The sequence below is a fragment of the Nostoc sp. genome (assembly GCF_036917135.1).
GTDB lineage: Bacteria > Cyanobacteriota > Cyanobacteriia > Cyanobacteriales > Nostocaceae > Nostoc.
Window position 1 is genome coordinate 195,354 of sequence record NZ_JBALEA010000091.1, and the last position, 20,126, is coordinate 215,479.

The window sequence follows — 20,126 nt, forward strand, 5'->3', positions numbered from 1 at the left end:
CAATTATCAACAAAGCTTATTATGTCTGCAAATACTTTAACTACCAGCCATCCTAGAGATGTGCAAGTTGCTGAAATTGGTAAAAATACTCTGATTCTGCGATCGCGCACTTGGGACAGACTAAAATTTGAGGTGGAGTATTCCCGTCAAAAAGGAACTACGGCGAATTCTTATCTGATTCAAGCTGATAAAAAGGCTTTAATTGACCCTCCCGGCGAATCTTTTACCGAAATTTACCTTCAGCAACTAGCAGAACATCTAGACTTTAACACCCTAGATTACATTGTTCTCGGTCATGTCAACCCCAACCGTAGCGCAACTTTGCAAGTATTGCTCTCTGAAGTTCCTCAAGTCACTATAATTTGTTCTCGCCCCGCCGCCAATGCTCTAAAAATCGCCTTTCCCAAATGGGACTCACGTATTCAAGCGGTGCGATCGCAGGATACTCTAGATTTAGGACAAGGACATGATTTATCATTTATCACCGTACCAACTCCCCGGTGGGCGGATGGACTTTGTACCTACGATCCCGCTACCAAAATTCTCTACACAGACAAACTTTTTGGCGCTCATATTTGCGAAGATACTTTGTTTGATGAAGATTGGAAGGGATTAGATGCGGAACGTCGTTACTATTTTGAATGTCTCCATGCGCCCCAAGCTAAACAAGTTGAAGTGGCGTTAGATAAAATATCGGTTTTGGGAGCCAGATGTTATGCCCCAGCACACGGGCCAGTTGTCCGTTACAGCCTGAGTCGTTTTACTTATGATTACCGTCAATGGTGTCAAGGGCAAAAATCTCAGGAATTGCGTGTTGCTTTGCTTTATGCTTCTGCTTATGGAAATACAGCAACTCTAGCAAATGCGATCGCTCAAGGTTTGATTCAAAATGGAATTAATGTAGAATCGGTTAACTGTGAACTAGCAGATTCTGCCGAGATTAACCGCATTGTCGAAACCTGCGATGGCTTGATTATCGGTTCACCCACTTTAGGCGGACATGCACCGACTCAAATTCAAACAGCTTTAGGAATAGTCCTCTCGGTGGCGGCTAAAACTAAGTTAGCAGGGGTGTTTGGTTCCTATGGTTGGAGTGGCGAAGCAATAGATTTAATCGAAAGCAAGCTGAAAGATGCCAATTATCAACTAGGATTTGAAACAATTCGAGTGCGTTTCAGCCCTACTCCTGAGATTCTCCAGCAGTGTCAAGAAGCAGGTGCTTCCTTTGCCCAAAACTTGAAGAAAACCAAAAAACTGCGTAGTTCCCGTCAGATAGTCACAGAAACCCATGTAGATCGTACCGAACAAGCAGTGGGGCGGATTATTGGTTCTCTGTGTGTTGTCACAACTCGTGATGAACAAACTCACAAAGGCGTTTTAACTTCTTGGATATCTCAAGCAACTTTTAACCCGCCAGGAATTATGATTGCGATCGCTAACGAGCAAAATGCAGATTTAATGCATCATCCTGGTGATCAATTTGTGCTGAATATCCTCAGAGAAGGAAGAAATCTGCGACGCTATTTTTCTCGTCATAGCACTTTAGGAGATAACCCCTTTGCAAATCTTGCCACAAAAACTGCTCTTAATGGTTGTTTGATTCTAAATGAGGCATTAGCCTATTTAGAATGTACGGTGCAAAATCAGCTTGAATGTGGCGATAGATGGTTAATTTATGCCGTCATCAATCACGGTGAAGTGTTAGAAAATGATGGTGTCACTGCTTTAGAGCATCGGAAATCTGGTAGCTATTATTAACCTGACTTTTCACAATCTTGCCCGTCCCTTGTATTTCGGGGCGGCAAGATGCCCACCCTACAAGAATCATCCTTTAATTCAGCAAAGCCAATTTTGCTTTACTATTGATCACCCGTTCTTAACTTTACCCTTTCTATAGATGCTTTAATACCCTCAATAATTAAACCAATTGTTTGTATTTCCTGTATTTTTTGGGAATACTTTACACAGTATTGGTTATAAATATGGCTTTTTTAAACAAAATAAACTGGAATTTCCTACGTAAAAATGCTCCAAATAGCTCTAGGATAAATCCATCTGCTCCAAGCCTTCAACCTGTAGTGCTAAAGAAACCTACGACACCATCAACCCCCAAAAACCTTGCCGAATTAGAGCATGAAATGGATTTAGAGGCGCGGGTTCTCAAAACATCCCCTCAGCAACTGCATAGCAAAGCCAAGGGAGGTATAAGTAGACTTATTTGGATAGGAATACTTGTAGGCATTCCCATTGGTGTCGTTTGGGTGGCGAACCAGCCTTACCCGGTAATTCGCCGTCCGGTGATGCTCCATGCACCTTTTTTGCTGTTACCTAGCTACATTAGTATGGATAATCACTATCGGCAGGCGTTGATATCAGTCGAGCAAGCTGAACAATTGATTGAAAAAGCTACTAGTCCTGCTGATTTGGCTTTGGGAGAACAGAAGCTACAAGAAACACAAAAACATCTAGATCAGTTACCAACCTCCTTTGTTAACGATTGGTCACAATACAGATATTGGTGGTATGACTCACAGTTCAGCATCTACGGTTTTAATGCATTTCGGAGTAAAGTTGGACAGCTAGAAGCTAAGGTTTTTCAAGAAAAGAATGCCCAGTCCTTGCTTACCGATAATATGCAGACCCTCTTAAATGCAAAACAGCAATATGAACAGGCTGCAACAGCAACTGATAAACAAGCTGCAACAAGTGCTTGGCAAATGGCACTTAATCAATTAGATCAGATTCCTGGTCAAACGCTAGCAGGAAAAACTGTACAAAATCAACTAGATACCTACAAGCGTGAGTTTAAGGAAGTTGTTGGATTGGCCGCAGGGAACGAGCGCATCTGTGCCTTAATCACCGCAGCGCGGCAATTTTCCTGGCAAGCTGCCAAAGCTGGTCAAAATCCGCCGCACACCGTAACTGAATGGCAACAGATCGAAAATTTGTGGATAGAAGCAATTGAGCGGCTCAAAGAGATTCCTTCAAAAGACGTGGCGGGTTATACCGAAGCACAGAAGTTATTAGCAATTTATGAGGCTAATTTAGGTCAAGTTAAGGTAAGGCGGCAAGCTGAGGCAGATGCTGTGGACGCTTTGGAGTCGGCGCAACAACAAATCAAAAGCTTGTTGGCTTCAATTCCTGCTGATGCTCATGATGGAGAGCGCAATCGTGTGTTTAGCCAATTGCAGAGTATTATTAATCAATTAGAAAAGGTGCAAAATGGCACAACAGCCTATCTAAAAGCTCAAGAGTTACTACTATCGGCAAATAATAAACTAAGGCAACTAGAGGTTAAATAATTAGATATCGTCGGCTCTATTATCATTATTGATGCCATTAGTCTTCCTGGCAATCGCTAGAAATTTACTTATGTTTACGACCCTAAAGCACGTAGTCCTCAGCATCTTAAGCCTGGGGACTTTTTTATGTCTCATATACCCAAAGTTGTTGGAGTATTAGTCTAAGAACTTTAGGGATATAAAATAGGGGTAGGCTTACCCTTCCCTGAGAGAGTAAGCATTTGTTGAGCATGATTAATGAGTATGATTTCATACCTATTATTCAGGCTCAAATGTTGAAAGTAGGGTATTTGAGTATTTAAGAGTGAAGGCTGAAAGTATTGTTATTATATGTAAATTTATGATCGAAGTTGAACATCTAAGTAAAATATACGGTTCCACCCCAGCGATTACTGATGTCACTTTTAGCGTCGAACCTGGGGAGATTTTAGGGTTGTTGGGCCCCAATGGCGCTGGTAAAACCACAACCATGCGGATTCTAGCTGGTTATTTACCGGCAACCAATGGCAATGCCCGGATTGCTGGTTATGATGTCCATGAAAATTCTCTAGCTGTCCGCCAACGCATTGGTTATTTACCGGAAACACCACCGTTATATCCAGACATGACGGTGGAGGGATTTTTGCATTTTGTCGCCCAAATTAAGGGAGTTCCAGCAGGCGATCGCGCCAATAAGGTAACAGCCGCGATCAAACGCTGTAATTTAGAAGATAAGCGTCGGGTGATTATCCGCAAACTCTCCAAAGGATATCGCCAAAGGGTAGGAATTGCTCAAGCGATCGTCCACGATCCCCCAGCGATCATTTTAGATGAACCCACCGTTGGACTCGATCCTCGACAAATAATTGAGGTGCGGAATTTAATTAAAAGCCTCGCTGGTACTCACACAATTATTCTTTCCACGCACATTCTGCCAGAAGTAAGCATGACTTGTAACCGCGTCGCCATCATCAATCGCGGTAAAGTTGTGGCAACTAATACCCCAGAAAACTTGATGACCCAGTTGACAGGTGGCTCCGGGTATGAGTTGGAAATAGAAGGAGAAGCAGCCCTAGCGAAACAGGTATTGCAAAAAGTGGCGGGTGTGAGTTTGATAGAATCAATTCCCACAGCTGGAATGCACGGCGAACTCCCGGAAAATCGCGCTTACCTGCGGGTGATATCGCAACCGGGAAAAGAACCAGGAAAGGATATTGCCACAACATTAGTACGTGCAGGATTCGGTTTACATGAATTGCGGCGTGTTAACGCCACCTTAGAAGATGTATTCTTGCAACTGACCACAGAAGAAAAGAATTTCGAGACTGAGGTAGACTTAGCAGCAGACAACGAAGGAGAGGCAGCGTAAATGGGTATAGTGCTGAGTAATATTATTGCCATTTATCGCCGAGAGTTACAGAGTTATTTTGTATCACCTTTGGCTTATGCGATCGCAGGTATATTTTGGTTACTATCGGGTTTATTCTTCGTAATGATTTTGTTAGGGCCAGATGGCATTTTAGTAGAGGTAGCGGCAATAGATTCACAAGGGCAACAAATGGGAGTACCAGTACCGCCCATAGATGTCCCCTACGAATTTGTGCGGGCATTTTTGGAGCGCATCGAATGGCTATTGTTGTTTATCCTGCCAATACTCTCAATGGGACTCTATGCCGAAGAACGGAAGCGGGGCACTTTAGAACTGTTAGCCACCTCACCAATTACCAATTGGGCGGTAGCTGTAGGTAAATTATTCGGGGTGCTAACATTTTTTATCACAATGGTTGTACCCATGCTAGTGTTGGAAGCGATCGCGATCGGCGGCTCAAATCCACCAATGGCACCCTCAATTCCCTTACTCGGTCATTTTGGATTAATCTTGCTAGCAGCAGCAATTTTATCTATAGGAATGTTTATTTCCTCATTAACAGACAGCACAATTCTCTCTGCCGTTCTCACCTTTGCAGTAATCTTATTATTGTTATTGATTGATTTAATCGGCAAAATTATTCCTGGCCCCGTCGGCGAAGCCTTAAGTTATCTGTCATTGCTGAAACATTACAACACCTTAATCCAAGGAATTTTCGATACCAGCACCTTAATTTTATTTGCCAGTTACATTTTTTTGGGCATCTTTCTCACCGCTCAATCAATTGATGCACTGCGCTTTCAAAGGCAGTAGTTATATGTCATTGGTCATTGGTCATTTGTCATTTGTCAAAAATTAGTGACAAGTAAAAGTATATGGACGTTTGATTCCGGTTCCCCCCTTAAAAAGGGGGGTTAGGGGGGATCAATAAGTGCAAAGATACAGCCAACCACTTTTAAAACATCCTCTAACTACCGAACAGATAAATGCAATCAAAATAATCATCAACGAACTAGCACCCAAATTAAACTCCTACCTAAATTCAATTGGCAATGTACCAGATGACAAATGACAAATTATATGAAAATAGTTGCAAAAAAGAAACTGTGGAAATATCTATTTTGGTTAGGCCCGTTCCTAATTACTGTGGGCTTAACAGTTGGGTTAGTCTCTGAACAGTGGGGACTAATCCCATTAGCATTTATAATTACGGGAATTGTCATCAGTGGATTGGGGATAATATGGCAAAGCTACGAAACTAACTGGTGGAAACGTCGTTCTACCCAAGCTGGGACTAATGCCCTAGTAGCGACTCTAGCAGTATTAGCAATTTTGGGATTGATTAACTTTTTGGGCACTCGCTACCACCTGCGGGCAGACTTAACAGAAACTCAATTGTTTACCCTTGCGCCCCAGTCACGGCAATTAGTGAGTGTCTTACCGCAGCCAGTTAAAGTGTGGGTGTTTGATATTAGCCAGAATCCCCAAGACCGAGAACTGCTAGAAAATTATCAGCGACAAAGCTCAAAATTTAAATATGAATACATCGACCCCCAAGCAAGACCAGGACTTGCAGAAAAGTTTGGCGTTAAAGATTACGGGGAAGTTTATTTAGAATCTGGGGATAAACGGCAATTAGTACAGACAGTAAATGAAAATCAGCGCTTATCGGAAGTCAGATTAACTAGTCGGCTGCAACAACTAACAAATTCTACAATAGCCAAAGCTTACTTACTGCAAGGTCATGGCGAACGTCAACTTTCGGCTGGTAAAGGTGCATTTTCACAAGCAGTTCAAGGATTAGGCGACAAAAATTTCACAACAGCACCGCTAAATCTAGCAGAAACTTCCAAAGTTCCTCAAGATGCTGCTGTTGTAATAGTAGCTGGCCCCAAGCGAGAATTGTTTGAGGGAGAAGTTAAAGCCTTACAAGAGTATCTAAATCGGGGCGGTAACTTACTGCTGATGATTGATCCCAATACAGATCCCAAACTTGACAGCTTGCTACAAGAGTGGGGTGTTCGTCTGGATAATCGTTTAGCAGTAGATATTTCTGGGGAAAGCGTAGTGGGACTTGGCCCTGCTGCGCCTGTAGTCACAGAATACGGTCAACATCCGATTACCAAAGATTTCGGTAACGGTAATTCTTTTTATCCAATAGCCCGACCACTGGAAATTACCTCTGTACCTGGTATCGAAGCTACTCCACTGCTGCGAACTAAACCCTATCCCAACAGTTGGGGAGAAAGCGACCTCCAAAGCGAAAAATTGGAGTTTAATGCAGGTAAAGACCTCAAAGGACCTCTGACCTTGGGTGTTGCTTTAACTAGAAAACAAGTAGCTAAATCTACTTCCACTCCCCAAGCTTCACCGACACCATCACCAACCACTCAAAGCAAAACTAGCGCTACTCCTTCACCCTCCCCCAAAACTCCGCAAGCTTTACCATCACCAACCACCCAAAGCAAAACTTCCCCCACTCCCTCACCCTCCCCCAAGACTCCGCAAGCTTTACCATCACCAACCACTCAAGGCAAGGCTTCTCCCACTCCCTCATCTCCCCCTACTCCCTCATCTCAAACAGCCACCGAATCCCGGTTAGTAGTTTTCGGAAATTCTAGCTTCGCCACCGATGGCTTGTTTCAACAGCAACTAAATGGAGATGTATTTCTCAATTCAGTTACTTGGCTAAGTCAACAGGATCAACAACCCCTTTCCATTCGCCCCAAGGAACCGAAAAACCGTCGGATAACCCTGACAACCACCCAAGCGAATCTTTTAATATTGTCGTCTTTGTTAGTTTTACCCTTAATTGGGTTCGCGGCGGCAGTTATTATCTGGTGGAAACGACGGTAAGAAGTGAGTTAGGAGTTAGGAGTTATAGTGGCTCCCAATTGCATGGAATACAGACCTAACCCCCAGCCCCTTCCCTTCTAGCGTTGGGGAGTAAGATTCAAAGCCTCTCTCCTTTTAGGAGAGAGGTTTGGAGAGAGGTCAAAGCTGTACTGCACCTAAGCGAGAACCGCTATATAACTATTAACTCTTTAGTAATGCCCAATGCCCAATACTTCGACTTCGCGGTAGTTGAGCGTAGTCGAAACTCAGTACAAGTGCCCAATGCCCAATATTTAAAAAATGAAATTGCCGCGAACGACTTTAATTTTAATACTGCTAGCGCTGGGTTTAGGTGGTTTTGTTTACTTCTCTGAAATCCGGGGTGCAACTGTGCGAGAAGAAAATAAGGAACAAAAGCAACAAATTTTCTCTTTTAGAGAAGATGATGTACAGTCTTTAACAGTCAAGACAAAAAAACTCACCTTGAATCTGGAACGTAACCGTGAATCTAGTAACCCGAAGTGGTTAATCAAATCTCCGATATCGGGGCTAGGAAATGATGCTATTGTTTCTTATTTAATGGATTTATTGGTTAAAGGTAAGAGCGAACGCACCTTATCAACTCCAGCAAAAGACCTTACAGAATTTGCCTTAGATCAACCCCAAGCAACTATCAATATCACCCTGAAAAACCGACAAAGCCATCAGTTGATTTTAGGTAAATCTAACTTTAACGGTAGTTTCTTGTATGCTTTAACTGACCCGGCTACAAAACCCAATGGGAATATAAATGTGCTGTTGGTTTCTACAGATTTTGCAAATGCCGTCAATCGGGAATTATCAGAGTGGAAACAACCTGTAGATAATAGTCAGAAACTTCCTCCGCTCATTATTCCTAAACCGAGTCCGACAAACAGCAAATAATTAATTCAAAATCTGGCGCTATTACTATGACAAATCCGACAGCAACTTTGCTGATTTCCTGCCCCGATCAACGGGGATTGGTGGCAAAATTTGCCAATTTCATCTATTCTAATGGTGGTAATATTATCCATGCAGATCAGCATACAGATTTTGCTGCTGGGTTATTCCTCACCCGCATTGAATGGCAGTTAGATGGATTTAATTTACCGCGAGAATTTATTGCCCCTGCATTTAATGCCATCGCTCAACCTTTAGGCGCTAAGTGGGAAATACGTTTTTCTGATACAGTACCACGCATTGCTATTTGGGTAAGTCGGCAAGACCATTGTCTATTTGACTTAATTTGGCGACAACGCGCCAAAGAGTTTATTGCTGAAATCCCTTTAATCATTAGCAACCATTCTAATTTAAAGGTAGTGGCAGAGCAATTTAATATCGAGTTTCAGCATATTCCTATTACTAAAGACAATAAATCAGAACAAGAATCCAAACAACTAGAAATACTACGCCAGTACAAAATAGATTTAGTTGTATTGGCAAAATATATGCAGATTGTTAGTGCAGATTTTATTATTCAATTTCCGCAAGTTATTAATATACACCACTCATTTTTACCAGCTTTTATCGGAGCCAACCCTTATCACCGAGCTTTTGAACGGGGTGTAAAAATTATTGGTGCAACGGCTCATTATGCCACTGCTGATTTAGATGCAGGCCCAATTATTGAACAGGATGTAGTACGAGTTAGTCACCGTGATGAAGTTGATGATTTGGTGAGAAAAGGCAAAGATTTGGAGAGAATTGTATTAGCAAGAGCGGTGCGATCGCACTTACAAAATCGCGTATTAGTCTATGGTAATAGAACAGTAGTATTCGAGTGATTCTACATCCAAATAAAATAGTTCAGCTTTGATGATTGAGCAAACGGCTATATCTTTGGTAGCAGGGGTTTTTAGTTTCTGCTTTCAGGTGGAATTTTTACCACGCATATTAGACACCTGGTGAAATTAAATATGCGTTACCCAGAACCTTTATAAAGACGTAGCAGTGCTACGTCTCTACATTCTTTTTCGGAGATGTATATTGTTTTATATATTACTAAGTATCTATGCATGAATAAATTTAAAGTTTGTAGTAAGGACTTTAGTCCTGATAATCCTTGCTCTGAGCGATAAATCACTCACTACAAACTAGAAATATATTAAGAAGCTTCTTTAGTCTTATTTATAAAGATTTCAGCCAATGCTGCTCACTGTTATGAAGTATGACCAACTAGACACACTTTTGACATAACTTTGCAACATATTTGTCATTTAGATAGGTTTTACTTAACCTTACGTCAATGTCAATGTAAGTAAATTTGATGAATAAAACCTCTATAGGCTGGCTCAGTATGCTGGTACGGCTCATATAGAGTCTCATTCGTTTTTCACCTTGTGGAAATATGCCTTTATAAGGAGTGATAAATGCTAGCCAGATTTTCGCGTGTTTTCAACGATAGTTCTAGAAACGTTAGACGTAAAGTTATCAACATCTATGCGTTCCTGATTAGCGTGAATATTTTGATCTGGGTACTTGCCCTCATTGCATTTCACAGCTACCCCCTTTTGCTTGGCACCGCCGTATTAGCTTATAGCTTTGGTCTGCGTCATGCTGTAGATGCCGATCACATCGCCGCGATTGACAATGTTACCCGTAAATTGATGCAGGAGAACAAACGACCTGTTTCTGTTGGGTTCTTCTTCTCTCTAGGTCATTCCACCGTTGTAATTTTCGCCTCTGTTGCGATCGCTTTAACCACTGCAACTATCCATAACAACTTTCCCAGTTTTGAAAAGGTTGGGGGGCTAATTAGCAGTAGCGTTTCTGCACTTTTCCTACTAGCAATTGCAGCAATTAATATGGTGGTGCTGTGGGATGTTTATAAGACCTTCCAAACCGTCAAGCGAGGGGGAATCTATGACGAGCAATCCTTAGATGAATTTTTGAACCAACGCGGGCTACTCGGTCGCATCTTCCGTCCTTTGTTTCGGTTGATAGATAGTAGCTGGCAAATGTTTCCTTTAGGTTTCCTTTTTGGTTTAGGCTTCGACACGGCCACAGAGGTAGCACTGCTGGGGATTTCTGCAAATCAAGCCGCTAAAGGTTTGCCCATCTGGTCAATCCTAATATTTCCAGCTTTATTCACCGCAGGTATGTCCCTAGTTGACACCACTGACGGCATTTTAATGCTTGGTGCTTATGGCTGGGCTTACGTCAAACCAATCCGCAAGCTGTACTACAATATGACCATCACCCTTGTTTCTGTATTAGTTGCTGTGGTCATTGGCGGAATTGAGGCTCTGAACATTATTGGCGATCAGTTACAACTGAAAAGTCCATTTTGGGATTTCATTAGTCAACTAGGTGATAACTTTGGCACAATTGGTTACTTAATCATTGCCATTTTTGTATTCAGTTGGTTACTTTCGACCATCATCTACAAAGTCAATAAGTATGATGATTTGGAAGTCACTAGGGCTACAAATGGTAAAGATAATAAAAATAGACATTGAGCTTATTATTATATGCGCGACATAAAAGAAAATATTATGACCCCTGACAACTTCATCGTCCGTACAATGAACAGGTCGGAAATTGATTTGGCCATTACTTGGGCAGCAAGCGAAGGTTGGAATCCAGGAAGGTATGATGCTGAATCTTTTTATCAAACTGACAAAAACGGTTTTTTTGTGGGCGAGTTGAATGGTGAGCCGGTGGCATGCATTTCTGCTGTTACTTACGATCAACACTTCGGCATTCTAGGTTTTTACATTGTCAAACCCCAGTTTCGTGGGCAGGGGTTGGGTATGAAAATTTGGAAGACAGCAATTGACTATCTAGGTGCTGACCGTAATATCGGCTTGGATGGTGTAGTAGCTCAACAAGATAACTACAAAAAGTCTGGTTTCCAAATCGCTTATAACCATATTCGTTATGAAGGGGTGGGTGGCGGTGTTGTGCCTGCTGGTATCATCGAACTGAAAACAGTGCCTTTTGAAGAGTTGGTGGCTTACGATTGCCAACTTTTTCCTTCTAAGCGTCCAGTATTTCTGCAACATTGGATTGAACAGCCAGAAAGTACTGCTTTCGGGTTTCTCAAAAATGGATATCTTGTTGGTTACGGAGTTATCCGGCCTGCACACACAGGTTTTCGGATTGGGCCACTGTTTGCTAATGACGAACAGATTGCTGAAGCATTATTTCAAGCCTTGCTTGCACAAAATCCTCATGCTCCAGTGTTTTTTGATGTGCCGGATACAAATGTACAAGCAATTAACTTAGTTCAACGTTACCAATTGCAGCCAGTCTCTCAAACGGCTCGGATGTATACTAAAGAAATTCCTAGTTTACCTATTAATCGTGTCTTTGCTGTGACAAGTTTGGAAGTAGGTTAGAAACGGAAAAACAATGTGTTTAGGATTGCTATATACAATTCCACTGTGAGCGCGTGAGTTTTCCTATTAGTCCGTCTACGTCCAAGTTGATAACTTTTAAAAGCATCTTCATGAGTAATCCTCAATTCCCTCGATAGCACTGCTCGCCGATCGCAGTAGAGAAATTTCTGACCGTGCAGGCAAGGAGTTGTAACTGTGCGTTCCGAGTTAAACCTTCAAATGTTAATGATCGGCAATTATCCGATCAACAATTTGCTTCATGCCTGCTGGCTGAAAATTATTATCACGCATACGAGCTAAGATCAAATCTCGAAACCTTTCATAAGGAATACCTCGCCCAAATCTTCCTACAAAGAGCTTTATAATGTCGCGCCCAGGAAAAATTCTACGCCAAGTGCCATTTCCAAGAGATGTAGTTGCTTCTAAGCGATATTGTCTTTCAAGGTCAATGAGATGTTTTTCAGAAAGCTCGTTTAAAGTCAATTTTTCAATGCGATCATGGCATCGAGCAACTGCTTTTGCAAGTTCAGATCCTACAGATTGGATACTTCGATCAAAACCAAGATCAAGCTTGCTTTTAAGTTGGCGATCTGCTTGCTTAAGCAACCGATGTGTAACCACATTAGTAATTATCTCAGAAGCGAACTCCGTAAGCTGTTTCTTAATATCTTCTTCCGTCGCAACTTCTTTACATAAGGCATTTATATCCCTGAGAACTTGGAAAATGAAATGTGGTTCGAGGAGATAGTTCTCAATATGGTAAACATCCCAACTCATACGATTGGAATTTTCTAGCACATCTGACTCATCTGTATCGCGGTCAGTTACAGCGTAAAACTTTGCAGGGATATAACGCCGCGCATTCTCCAGTACTTCGTAAAGGTCTGCAACTCGCCTTTTGTTACCACCTGATATAAAGTTGACTGTATCTGAAAATTTTGGGAATAGCTGACTAACCATCCAACGGTCAAACTCAGTATTACCTCCACCTTCAAAAATTACAATTTTGGCACCTGGGCGGTAAGCTGCAAGGTCTCCAACGAGGTCAATAATTATTCGCTCAACATCTTCATCTGCTTTAACTACCGTAGCCTGATTTTTACTCTCAAAATTGCTAGATGGCTGGATATGAAATACTCGGAAGTCATCACGCTCAACTGCTTCTCTGATAAGAGTGTCAGAATGCGTAACTAACCATAACTGATTTCCTAATGGCTTTCCAAGATTATTGTGATAAAAAGATGCTAAACCACTTATCAAGCGTGGATTTAGGTGAAGTTCAGGTTCGTCCATTAGAAGTACAGAATTTCGAGGAGCCGTCTTCCGTAAACGCAGATAACCGTAGAGAACTTCCTTCTCACCAGAACTTAGCTCATTGATATCATGTATCGCACCAGAGGCCGTTCGTACAGGAAATAAAAGCTGTCCATCAGCCTGCGGTTGCGCTCCTAGAAATTCTTTACCAGGGAAAAAAGTTGTAAACAGTTCTTTTAATGTATTGGTTAGCGTGTCAATTTCGCCACCTGTTGTGCTAATCTCTTTCGCAAGAAGTTGACGAATATAGCCTGAAGCCATTTCTGCCTTCAAGTTTAAATATTTGTTTGTGTAGTTGTAGAGTGTATGTTGCCGCAATTGCTGTTCATTCGACTCAAGACTGAGGTTAATTGCGTTAATTTTTTCACGGGCGTAATTTCGACCGGCTCCATGATAATCAATGATGCCAATATGCTGGGGCTTATAATTGCCGAATACAAGCTCAAGAATTTGTGATGGTGCTATGTTTATAGTACTATCAGGCTGTATTTTGATACGACCAATGTGAGAAGTCTGCTTTAAATCATTAATCAGAGATGAAACTGTCTCTCTGGTACGCTGTTCTACAATAGGCGTGTATATGCGTTGTTCCATTGCCAGGGATTCTGCATTGGTGAATCCCCCCTGCCCATGTTGAAGTGAGACCCCCTGCCAAATTTGATTTTGTAGGAGACGACTTGCATTATCTTGTAACCGCTTATTTGCCTCATTTAAAAGGTATTTCTTTTCTTCAGCAGATAGCAAAATCTCTACAACTACTTCTAGTGGCTGATTCTTATCTTGAAACAGAGATAAGATATCCCCTAGACTACTCGTATTAATTTGGAATTCATTGAACCACTGCTGCAACTCATTCTGCTGATAACCTCCATAGACTGACTTTAACAGTCGGATTGCATCCAAAACGCATGACTTACCACAGCCGTTTGGCCCAGCAATAACAACAACCTCGCTCAAGTCTGTAAGCTGAAGACCAGTAATCGCACGAAAATTTTTGATTTCAAGGCTACAAATACGCATTATTTAACTTTAAGACTAATTACTAGCGACATTCCATTTGAATATAGGCTATCTTATTGACGTTTGATAGTGGAATAGTAAAAATTAAGCACTCTATTATTCACATAAATTGAGTCATCCAAAGATGAATGGCGTGAAGAATTGAGCGATCGCACTTTACGAAAATCTCCTCGAACAGCAGGAAAAAGCTCACAACGAAACTTTGGAACAACGTGAGGCTGAAAAGATGTGGATTTACCAAAAGCGCCAAGAACTTGAGGAAGTACAGAATCGGCTGGAAATCATTCTCAGTAAATGCGCCATTGTTTAATCGGCAAATTTACAAGTGTTAGTATCTAGCAGAAATTTCACAGGATTGGTTCGCGTTCTGGTTGTTGTTCTTGGGGATGGCGAAAGAATGTTTCATCCATAGAATTCAGTCAGGGGATATTCTGGGGTTTCAATTTGGGTTTCTGGTTGTAGGGACTCAATAAGGGTTTTTAGCAATGTCAAGCCTCGGCTAAAGTCGAGTTCTTCGGTGAGTTCAGCCAGGGGGGATTGACGGAAGAATTCTGAGAGTTTGGTGGGTTGGTCTGGGTGAGTGTTGTGTGTGGTCAGGCTTTGGGCAAGAAGTTGGATAATATACAGTTTATCGTTGGGGGAAAGCTGAAGGAGTTGTTGTTCGAGTTCTGGGATAGCCATGATGGGGTTTAAGTGGAGGATAATGAAGAAAGATTAAGCTGCACTCAGAAAACTCTCAATGAGCCAAACTAGCCTAAATTTAGTTGCAATATCTATCTTTCTCATGACCCTATCGGTACTGCTGGGGCCATTCTTAAACATATCACCGGCAGTACCAGCGATCGCTACCTTCACCATCTTAGGCATAGCGACATTAGATAGTTTCAGCTTGCAAGGCAAGGGTGGTACTATCTTTTTAGATTGGATTGCTGGTTTTTCAAAAGAACACCGCGATCGCATCATCCATCACGAAGCAGGACATTTCTTAGTTGCTTACCTGTTGGGTATTCCCGTTACAGGCTACACACTCAGCGCTTGGGAAGCCTGGAAACAGGGGCAACCTGGGCAAGGCGGTGTTAGCTTTGATGACGGCGAATTAGCATCTCAACTAGAAGTAGGTAAAATCAGTGCCCAAATGGTAGACCGCTATTGCACTGTTTGGATGGCGGGTATTGCTGCTGAAACCCTAGTTTTTAATAATGCTGAGGGTGGAGGTGATGATAAAAACAAGCTGATAGGAGTCTTGACAATTTTAGGCTTTTCTGAATCAGCTTATCAACAGAAATTGCGGTTTCATGCCCTCCAAGCAAAAACTCTACTCCAAGAAAATTGGTCTAGCTACGAGGCTTTAGTTAATGCCATGCGACAACGCACTTCGGTAGAAGATTGTCGTGCTGAATTAGGAGTAGCGAGTAGGGAGTAATATCATGTCCGCCTGATTACTTATTAAACCCGAAGAACCCCACCCCGCCAAAGCTACGCGCCAGGTATATAACAATCCTAAATCATTTGTGAAAAATTAGATCCCCGACTTCTTAAAGAAGTCGGGGATCTGGACATCGCGCATTTTCACAACTCCTGCAAGGATTTCTATATTGGCAAAGATTGAAATGCTCCCTTCATTAACATTATCTTCAACACAAATACTATTCAAGTCTGGCGCGGAGTGCGGGAGATGGAAAGAGATTTTCAAATCCAGCTTGTCGCTCCTCTAAAGATTCTAAAGCATCGTTCCAAAGACTTTCATAATAAAAGAAGGTTACACCTAGACCGCGTTCTTGGGCAGCCCGCACCTGAGACTTAATTTGCTGCATGGGAATTGGATTATTTCTTAACCCTGTCATAATGCCAATTGCAGTTGGAATGATTTGTTGCGCTTCTTGAATTTCTTGGCGGGAAATATTTGCCACAAAACTTTGCAGATTCGGACGATAAACTTGCACAATTAACTCGTCCACAATATTTTGCCGCATCCAAGTTAGCCAATCTTGTAGTTGAAACTTGTAAGCGAAATCATAATAATTGGGAGCAACAGAGAAAATCGCCTGCGGTTTTCTCTGCTTCACAGCTTGGTTAAGTTGTACCATAAACGCCGTAATTTTATCTGCCCGCCACTTTACCCAGTCTGCATCTTGAGGATCATTTGGGGGAGCATTATTAGTTTCTTGGGTGTACAAGGCAACTGTATATTGATCATAACCAAATTCGTAGGGCAAACTCGTATGATCGTCAAACTGAATGCCATCGGCATCATATTGGGTGACAGTTTCTAGTACAAGATTGGTGATGAACTGTTGCACTTGTGGATGGAACGGATTAAGCCACATAACCTCACCAGCCGCACTGATTGAAGTTTGGCTACCATCCCGCTTTTGTGTGAACCAATCCGGGTAATTTAGCGCCAGTTCTGAGGTTGGGGGAGCCATAAAACCAAATTCAAACCAGGGAATCACCAGCAATCCTTTACGATGTGCTTGGGTAATCAGGTCTGCGAGAATATCATGTCCATCTGAACCTCTGGAGACAAAAGGTTGAATCCCTGCACGCTGCGCTAGGGCGCTAGGATACATCACATAGCCAGAATTCCACACCACAGGATAGATTGTATTGAAGTTCAGCCGCCGCAGTTCACTCACCGCATCCTGCACTTTGGCGCGACTTTTGAGGGTATCAAAATCATTAGTGGTCATCCAAACCCCGCGAATTTCCTGACGGGGTATCTGTGCGATCGCAGGGATGAAACTGTCTACCAGCAATACCGTAACAAAGGATATTAAAATGAGAATGGGAAAAAGATACTTGAGCGATCGCCGCCAACTTTGAACAATAAAAGATGATTTCATAGATTTGAATGATGCATTAACTACCCACACACGCCATTGCTAGTTTTTATAATTGAATCTACTAACCATATAGTCTACAAGTATTTATGCTCACTACAGGATTGGTAAGTTGGTAGTTGTTCGTTCCTTGCTTATAGAACTTTTGCACCAGAAAAACTAAAGCAGACCTAGCAAAGTTATAAGATGCTTGACGTAGTTAGTAGTAATTAGTGCCAATAGATATTGGAATAGGGAATTTGGCATTGCTTATCTTTAAGATTAGGACTAGCCATTTCAAGGTGGGTAAAAATTTTGGTCAAAGAATCCCTCTTTACTCTGTGTTCTCTGCGCCTCTGTGGTTAGATAAATTACTTTTAAACCGCAGAGGCACAGAGAACACAGAGAGGAAATCAGAGATTTTCTGAGTCACCTTGAAAGTGCTAGTCCTAAATATATTCAAGGAGACTTTGAGCAATATACTCTGCAAGCTTGACTGGAACAGCATTTCCGATCATTTGTTCCAGGTCTGTTTTTGTCCCTTCAAAAATAAATGTTTCAGGAAAAGTCTGCAAGTAGCTTCTTTCAATTGTAGTCAATGGGCGCAAGTTTTCTGTAACGTTGACTGGATCTTTAGGGTGTTTCTTATAGGTTTTAGGAATAGGACGATTAACTCCTCTTACTGTTGGGCTGGGTTCATCAATACTAAAAATTCCTCTTCTTTGGTAACTTCTTGGATGTCTGTAGTAATATTCAATTTCTAATTTATTTCCCAGATAATCTCTAATAGTCATTGGTTTATCTGCTAATCTTTTTTTGAGGTAAGGTTCTAGACTTTCGTCTTTTCCTTGTAACTCCCCAAAGCAAAAAAATCTTTTTCGCTTTTGAGGTACACCGCACAGACTAGCATCCAAAATTATTTCACTTAAACCATATCCAGCAGCTTTCAAGATTTGTCTAGCCTCTTGATATTTATTACTTTTACGAAATAGGTCTACGTTCTCGATCACAAACCACTGAGGAAGTACATTTGTAATTATTTCAGAAAAGACAATACTTAAATCCCCTCTTCCTAAATCTTCATCACGTTTGCCGGCACTAGAAAAGTCTTGGCACGGGGGACCACCAATAATAATTTCAGGACACATTTCTCTAAAAAATTCATAGTTTCTCTTCAAATTATTCAGATCGTAATTAAAAATTTCATGGCTAAAGTTTTTTCGATAAACATCTATAGCTGGTTTCCAATTATCAAATGCTGCTACAATATTAAAACCAGCATTTTGAAAGCCTAAAGATAACCCTCCACAACCGGCAAAAAGGTCTAAAACTCTAGGTGAAGAGCTTTTTATATTATCTATATATTTTTCTTTCATACTTTTATATATCTTTTAATTCTTCATATTCTAGTATGTACACGTAAAGTAATGTGTTTAATAAGACTTTTAAATTTACGAACCTATTCCATGCCCTACCTGTGTCACAATAAAGAACTGTAATAAGAAAAATATTGTTAAGGTAATTTAGTGAGTCCAACTGCTCAATCCACGGCAAGTGCGCGTCGCGTAGTATTTCCTTTTACGGCAATTGTGGGCCAGGAAGAAATGAAACTGGCGCTGCTATTGAACGTGATTGACCCCAAAATTGGGGGTGTAATGATTATGGGCGATCGCGGCACCGGAAAATCCACAACTATCCGAGCGCTGGCGGATCTGCTGCCAGAAATTTCTGTGGTTGCTAATGACCCCTTCAGCAGCGATCCTAGCGACCCCGACTTGATGAGCGATGAAGTCCGCCAACTGTTAGAACAAGGGGCGGAAATTCCCGTAGCTCACAAAAAAGTCCAAATGGTAGACCTGCCGCTAGGAGCCACAGAAGACCGAGTTTGTGGCACAATCGACATCGAGAAAGCTTTATCTGAAGGTGTCAAAGCCTTTGAACCAGGATTGCTGGCAAAGGCTAACCGAGGCATTCTCTATGTGGATGAAGTCAACTTACTAGATGACCACCTTGTAGACGTGTTACTCGACTCCGCCGCCAGTGGATGGAACACTGTAGAACGGGAAGGTATTTCTATCCGTCACCCAGCGCGTTTCGTGCTTGTGGGTTCTGGAAACCCCGAAGAAGGCGAACTACGCCCCCAACTGCTCGATCGCTTTGGGATGCACGCAGAAATTCACACAGTCAAAGAACCAGCCTTGCGGGTGCAAATCGTGGAACAACGGGCGGATTTTGACCAAAATCCCCCAGTATTTCTCGAAAACTACAAACCCCAGCAAGAAGCATTACAAGAGCAAATTGTCAATGCTCAACAGCTTTTGCCAGAAGTAAAAATTGACTACGATTTACGGGTGAAAATTTCTGAAGTCTGCTCAGAACTGGATGTAGATGGTTTGCGGGGTGACATTGTTAGTAACCGCGCCGCCAAAGCCTTAACAGCTTACGAAGGACGAACTGAAGTTACAGTTAATGATATCCACCGCGTAATTACGCTATGCTTGCGTCATAGACTGCGGAAAGACCCCTTAGAATCGATTGATTCTGGCTACAAAGTCGCCAAGGTTTTTAGCCGCATCTTTGGAGTGGAACTACCAGAAAGTGATACTGCACAAAAGAACGGCACAGGTCAGAAATTAGGGGCTAGGAGCTAATTAATTTTAGATTTTGGACTTCGACTTCGCTCAGTCGAACGATTTTGGATTTTTCCTTCAATCCAAAATCGAAAATTCAAAATCTAAAATTGGCAGAGTCTAACTCAATATTTAGCACTCAAAACTGATTATGAGATTTTGGTCTTTTTGGTTCAACAGCTTTGTTTTATCTAGCCAATACAACCCGCCCAGGTTTGTAGAATTATTGATGCTTTTATTAGCGATCGCAATGCTGGGAATAGCCAGTATTTTACCCGACAGACCGTATTTAATCTTAGGTTTGAGCTTAGTAGTTGGGGCATCTATTTCCATCTTAGTGCGGGAAGCGATCGCGCCTTCACCCCAGACGCGAATTACCCAACTAACAGCATCCCTATTACTCATCATTAGCCTCTATGGGTTTGCTGACTTAATGTACAGTATTTAATGGGGAATAAGAAATAGGCAAGCAACTTAATCAACAATGCCCAATGCCC

16 protein-coding genes are annotated in these 20,126 nt (G+C 41.8%); 12 read left to right on the forward strand and 4 right to left on the reverse strand.

The window, feature by feature from the left end; all coding sequences use genetic code 11:
* The first annotated feature begins 21 nt into the window (after positions 1-21).
* The 9 genes from V7K50_RS29670 (at position 22) to V7K50_RS29710 (ending at position 11,846) form a co-directional block, all read left to right on the forward strand.
* A complete protein-coding gene (locus V7K50_RS29670) occupies positions 22-1,758 on the forward strand; it encodes a diflavin flavoprotein (RefSeq protein ID WP_334966434.1) in 1,737 nt (578 codons plus the stop codon).
* A gap of 224 nt (positions 1,759-1,982) precedes the next feature.
* Positions 1,983-3,302 carry a hypothetical protein gene (locus V7K50_RS29675; RefSeq protein ID WP_334966436.1) on the forward strand — a complete coding sequence of 440 codons (1,320 nt, stop codon included), beginning with the start codon at positions 1,983-1,985 and terminating at the stop codon, positions 3,300-3,302.
* Positions 3,303-3,642: 340 nt separating this feature from the next.
* A complete protein-coding gene (locus V7K50_RS29680) occupies positions 3,643-4,650 on the forward strand; it encodes an ABC transporter ATP-binding protein (RefSeq protein ID WP_334966438.1) in 1,008 nt (335 codons plus the stop codon).
* Positions 4,651-5,463: an ABC transporter permease gene (locus tag V7K50_RS29685; protein ID WP_334966440.1), complete on the forward strand. Its 813-nt coding sequence runs from the start codon at positions 4,651-4,653 to the stop codon at positions 5,461-5,463.
* 267 nt (positions 5,464-5,730) lie between these two features.
* Positions 5,731-7,506 (forward strand): GldG family protein, encoded by a 1,776-nt coding sequence (locus tag V7K50_RS29690; RefSeq protein WP_334966442.1) that lies wholly within the window; start codon positions 5,731-5,733, stop codon positions 7,504-7,506.
* Positions 7,507-7,785: 279 nt separating this feature from the next.
* Positions 7,786-8,409: a DUF4340 domain-containing protein gene (locus tag V7K50_RS29695; RefSeq protein WP_334966444.1), complete on the forward strand. Its 624-nt coding sequence runs from the start codon at positions 7,786-7,788 to the stop codon at positions 8,407-8,409.
* Positions 8,410-8,435: 26 nt separating this feature from the next.
* Positions 8,436-9,290 carry a formyltetrahydrofolate deformylase gene (gene purU, locus V7K50_RS29700; RefSeq protein WP_334966446.1) on the forward strand — a complete coding sequence of 285 codons (855 nt, stop codon included), beginning with the start codon at positions 8,436-8,438 and terminating at the stop codon, positions 9,288-9,290.
* A gap of 585 nt (positions 9,291-9,875) precedes the next feature.
* Positions 9,876-10,964: a HoxN/HupN/NixA family nickel/cobalt transporter gene (locus tag V7K50_RS29705; protein WP_334966448.1), complete on the forward strand. Its 1,089-nt coding sequence runs from the start codon at positions 9,876-9,878 to the stop codon at positions 10,962-10,964.
* A 36-nt stretch (positions 10,965-11,000) separates the two neighbouring features.
* Positions 11,001-11,846, forward strand: coding sequence for a GNAT family N-acetyltransferase (locus tag V7K50_RS29710; protein WP_334966450.1), 846 nt, complete (start codon positions 11,001-11,003; stop codon positions 11,844-11,846).
* A gap of 222 nt (positions 11,847-12,068) precedes the next feature.
* Here V7K50_RS29710 and V7K50_RS29715 read toward each other — a convergent pair whose 3' ends face one another.
* Both V7K50_RS29715 and V7K50_RS29720 read right to left on the reverse strand, forming a co-directional pair.
* Positions 12,069-14,180: an AAA family ATPase gene (locus tag V7K50_RS29715; protein ID WP_334966452.1), complete on the reverse strand. Its 2,112-nt coding sequence runs from the start codon at positions 14,178-14,180 to the stop codon at positions 12,069-12,071.
* Between the two features lie 402 nt (positions 14,181-14,582).
* Positions 14,583-14,861: a hypothetical protein gene (locus V7K50_RS29720; protein WP_334966454.1), complete on the reverse strand. Its 279-nt coding sequence runs from the start codon at positions 14,859-14,861 to the stop codon at positions 14,583-14,585.
* Between the two features lie 58 nt (positions 14,862-14,919).
* Between V7K50_RS29720 and V7K50_RS29725 the strand changes: the two genes are divergently transcribed.
* Positions 14,920-15,603, forward strand: a complete 684-nt coding sequence (locus V7K50_RS29725) for an ATP-dependent Zn protease (RefSeq protein WP_334966456.1) — start codon at positions 14,920-14,922, stop codon at positions 15,601-15,603.
* A 223-nt stretch (positions 15,604-15,826) separates the two neighbouring features.
* Here V7K50_RS29725 and V7K50_RS29730 read toward each other — a convergent pair whose 3' ends face one another.
* Positions 15,827-17,023, reverse strand: a complete 1,197-nt coding sequence (locus V7K50_RS29730; protein ID WP_334966458.1) for a glycoside hydrolase family 10 protein — start codon at positions 17,021-17,023, stop codon at positions 15,827-15,829.
* Between the two features lie 425 nt (positions 17,024-17,448).
* On the reverse strand, positions 17,449-18,375 hold the full coding sequence (locus V7K50_RS29735) for a DNA cytosine methyltransferase (RefSeq protein WP_334966460.1): 927 nt from the start codon (positions 18,373-18,375) through the stop codon (positions 17,449-17,451).
* A gap of 150 nt (positions 18,376-18,525) precedes the next feature.
* On the opposite strand from V7K50_RS29735, the gene bchI reads away from it, so the two are divergent.
* Both bchI and V7K50_RS29745 read left to right on the forward strand, forming a co-directional pair.
* Positions 18,526-19,650, forward strand: coding sequence for a magnesium chelatase ATPase subunit I (bchI, locus tag V7K50_RS29740; protein WP_334966462.1), 1,125 nt, complete (start codon positions 18,526-18,528; stop codon positions 19,648-19,650).
* Positions 19,651-19,780: 130 nt separating this feature from the next.
* Positions 19,781-20,077 (forward strand): hypothetical protein, encoded by a 297-nt coding sequence (locus V7K50_RS29745; protein WP_334966464.1) that lies wholly within the window; start codon positions 19,781-19,783, stop codon positions 20,075-20,077.
* The last annotated feature ends 49 nt before the right edge of the window (positions 20,078-20,126 follow it).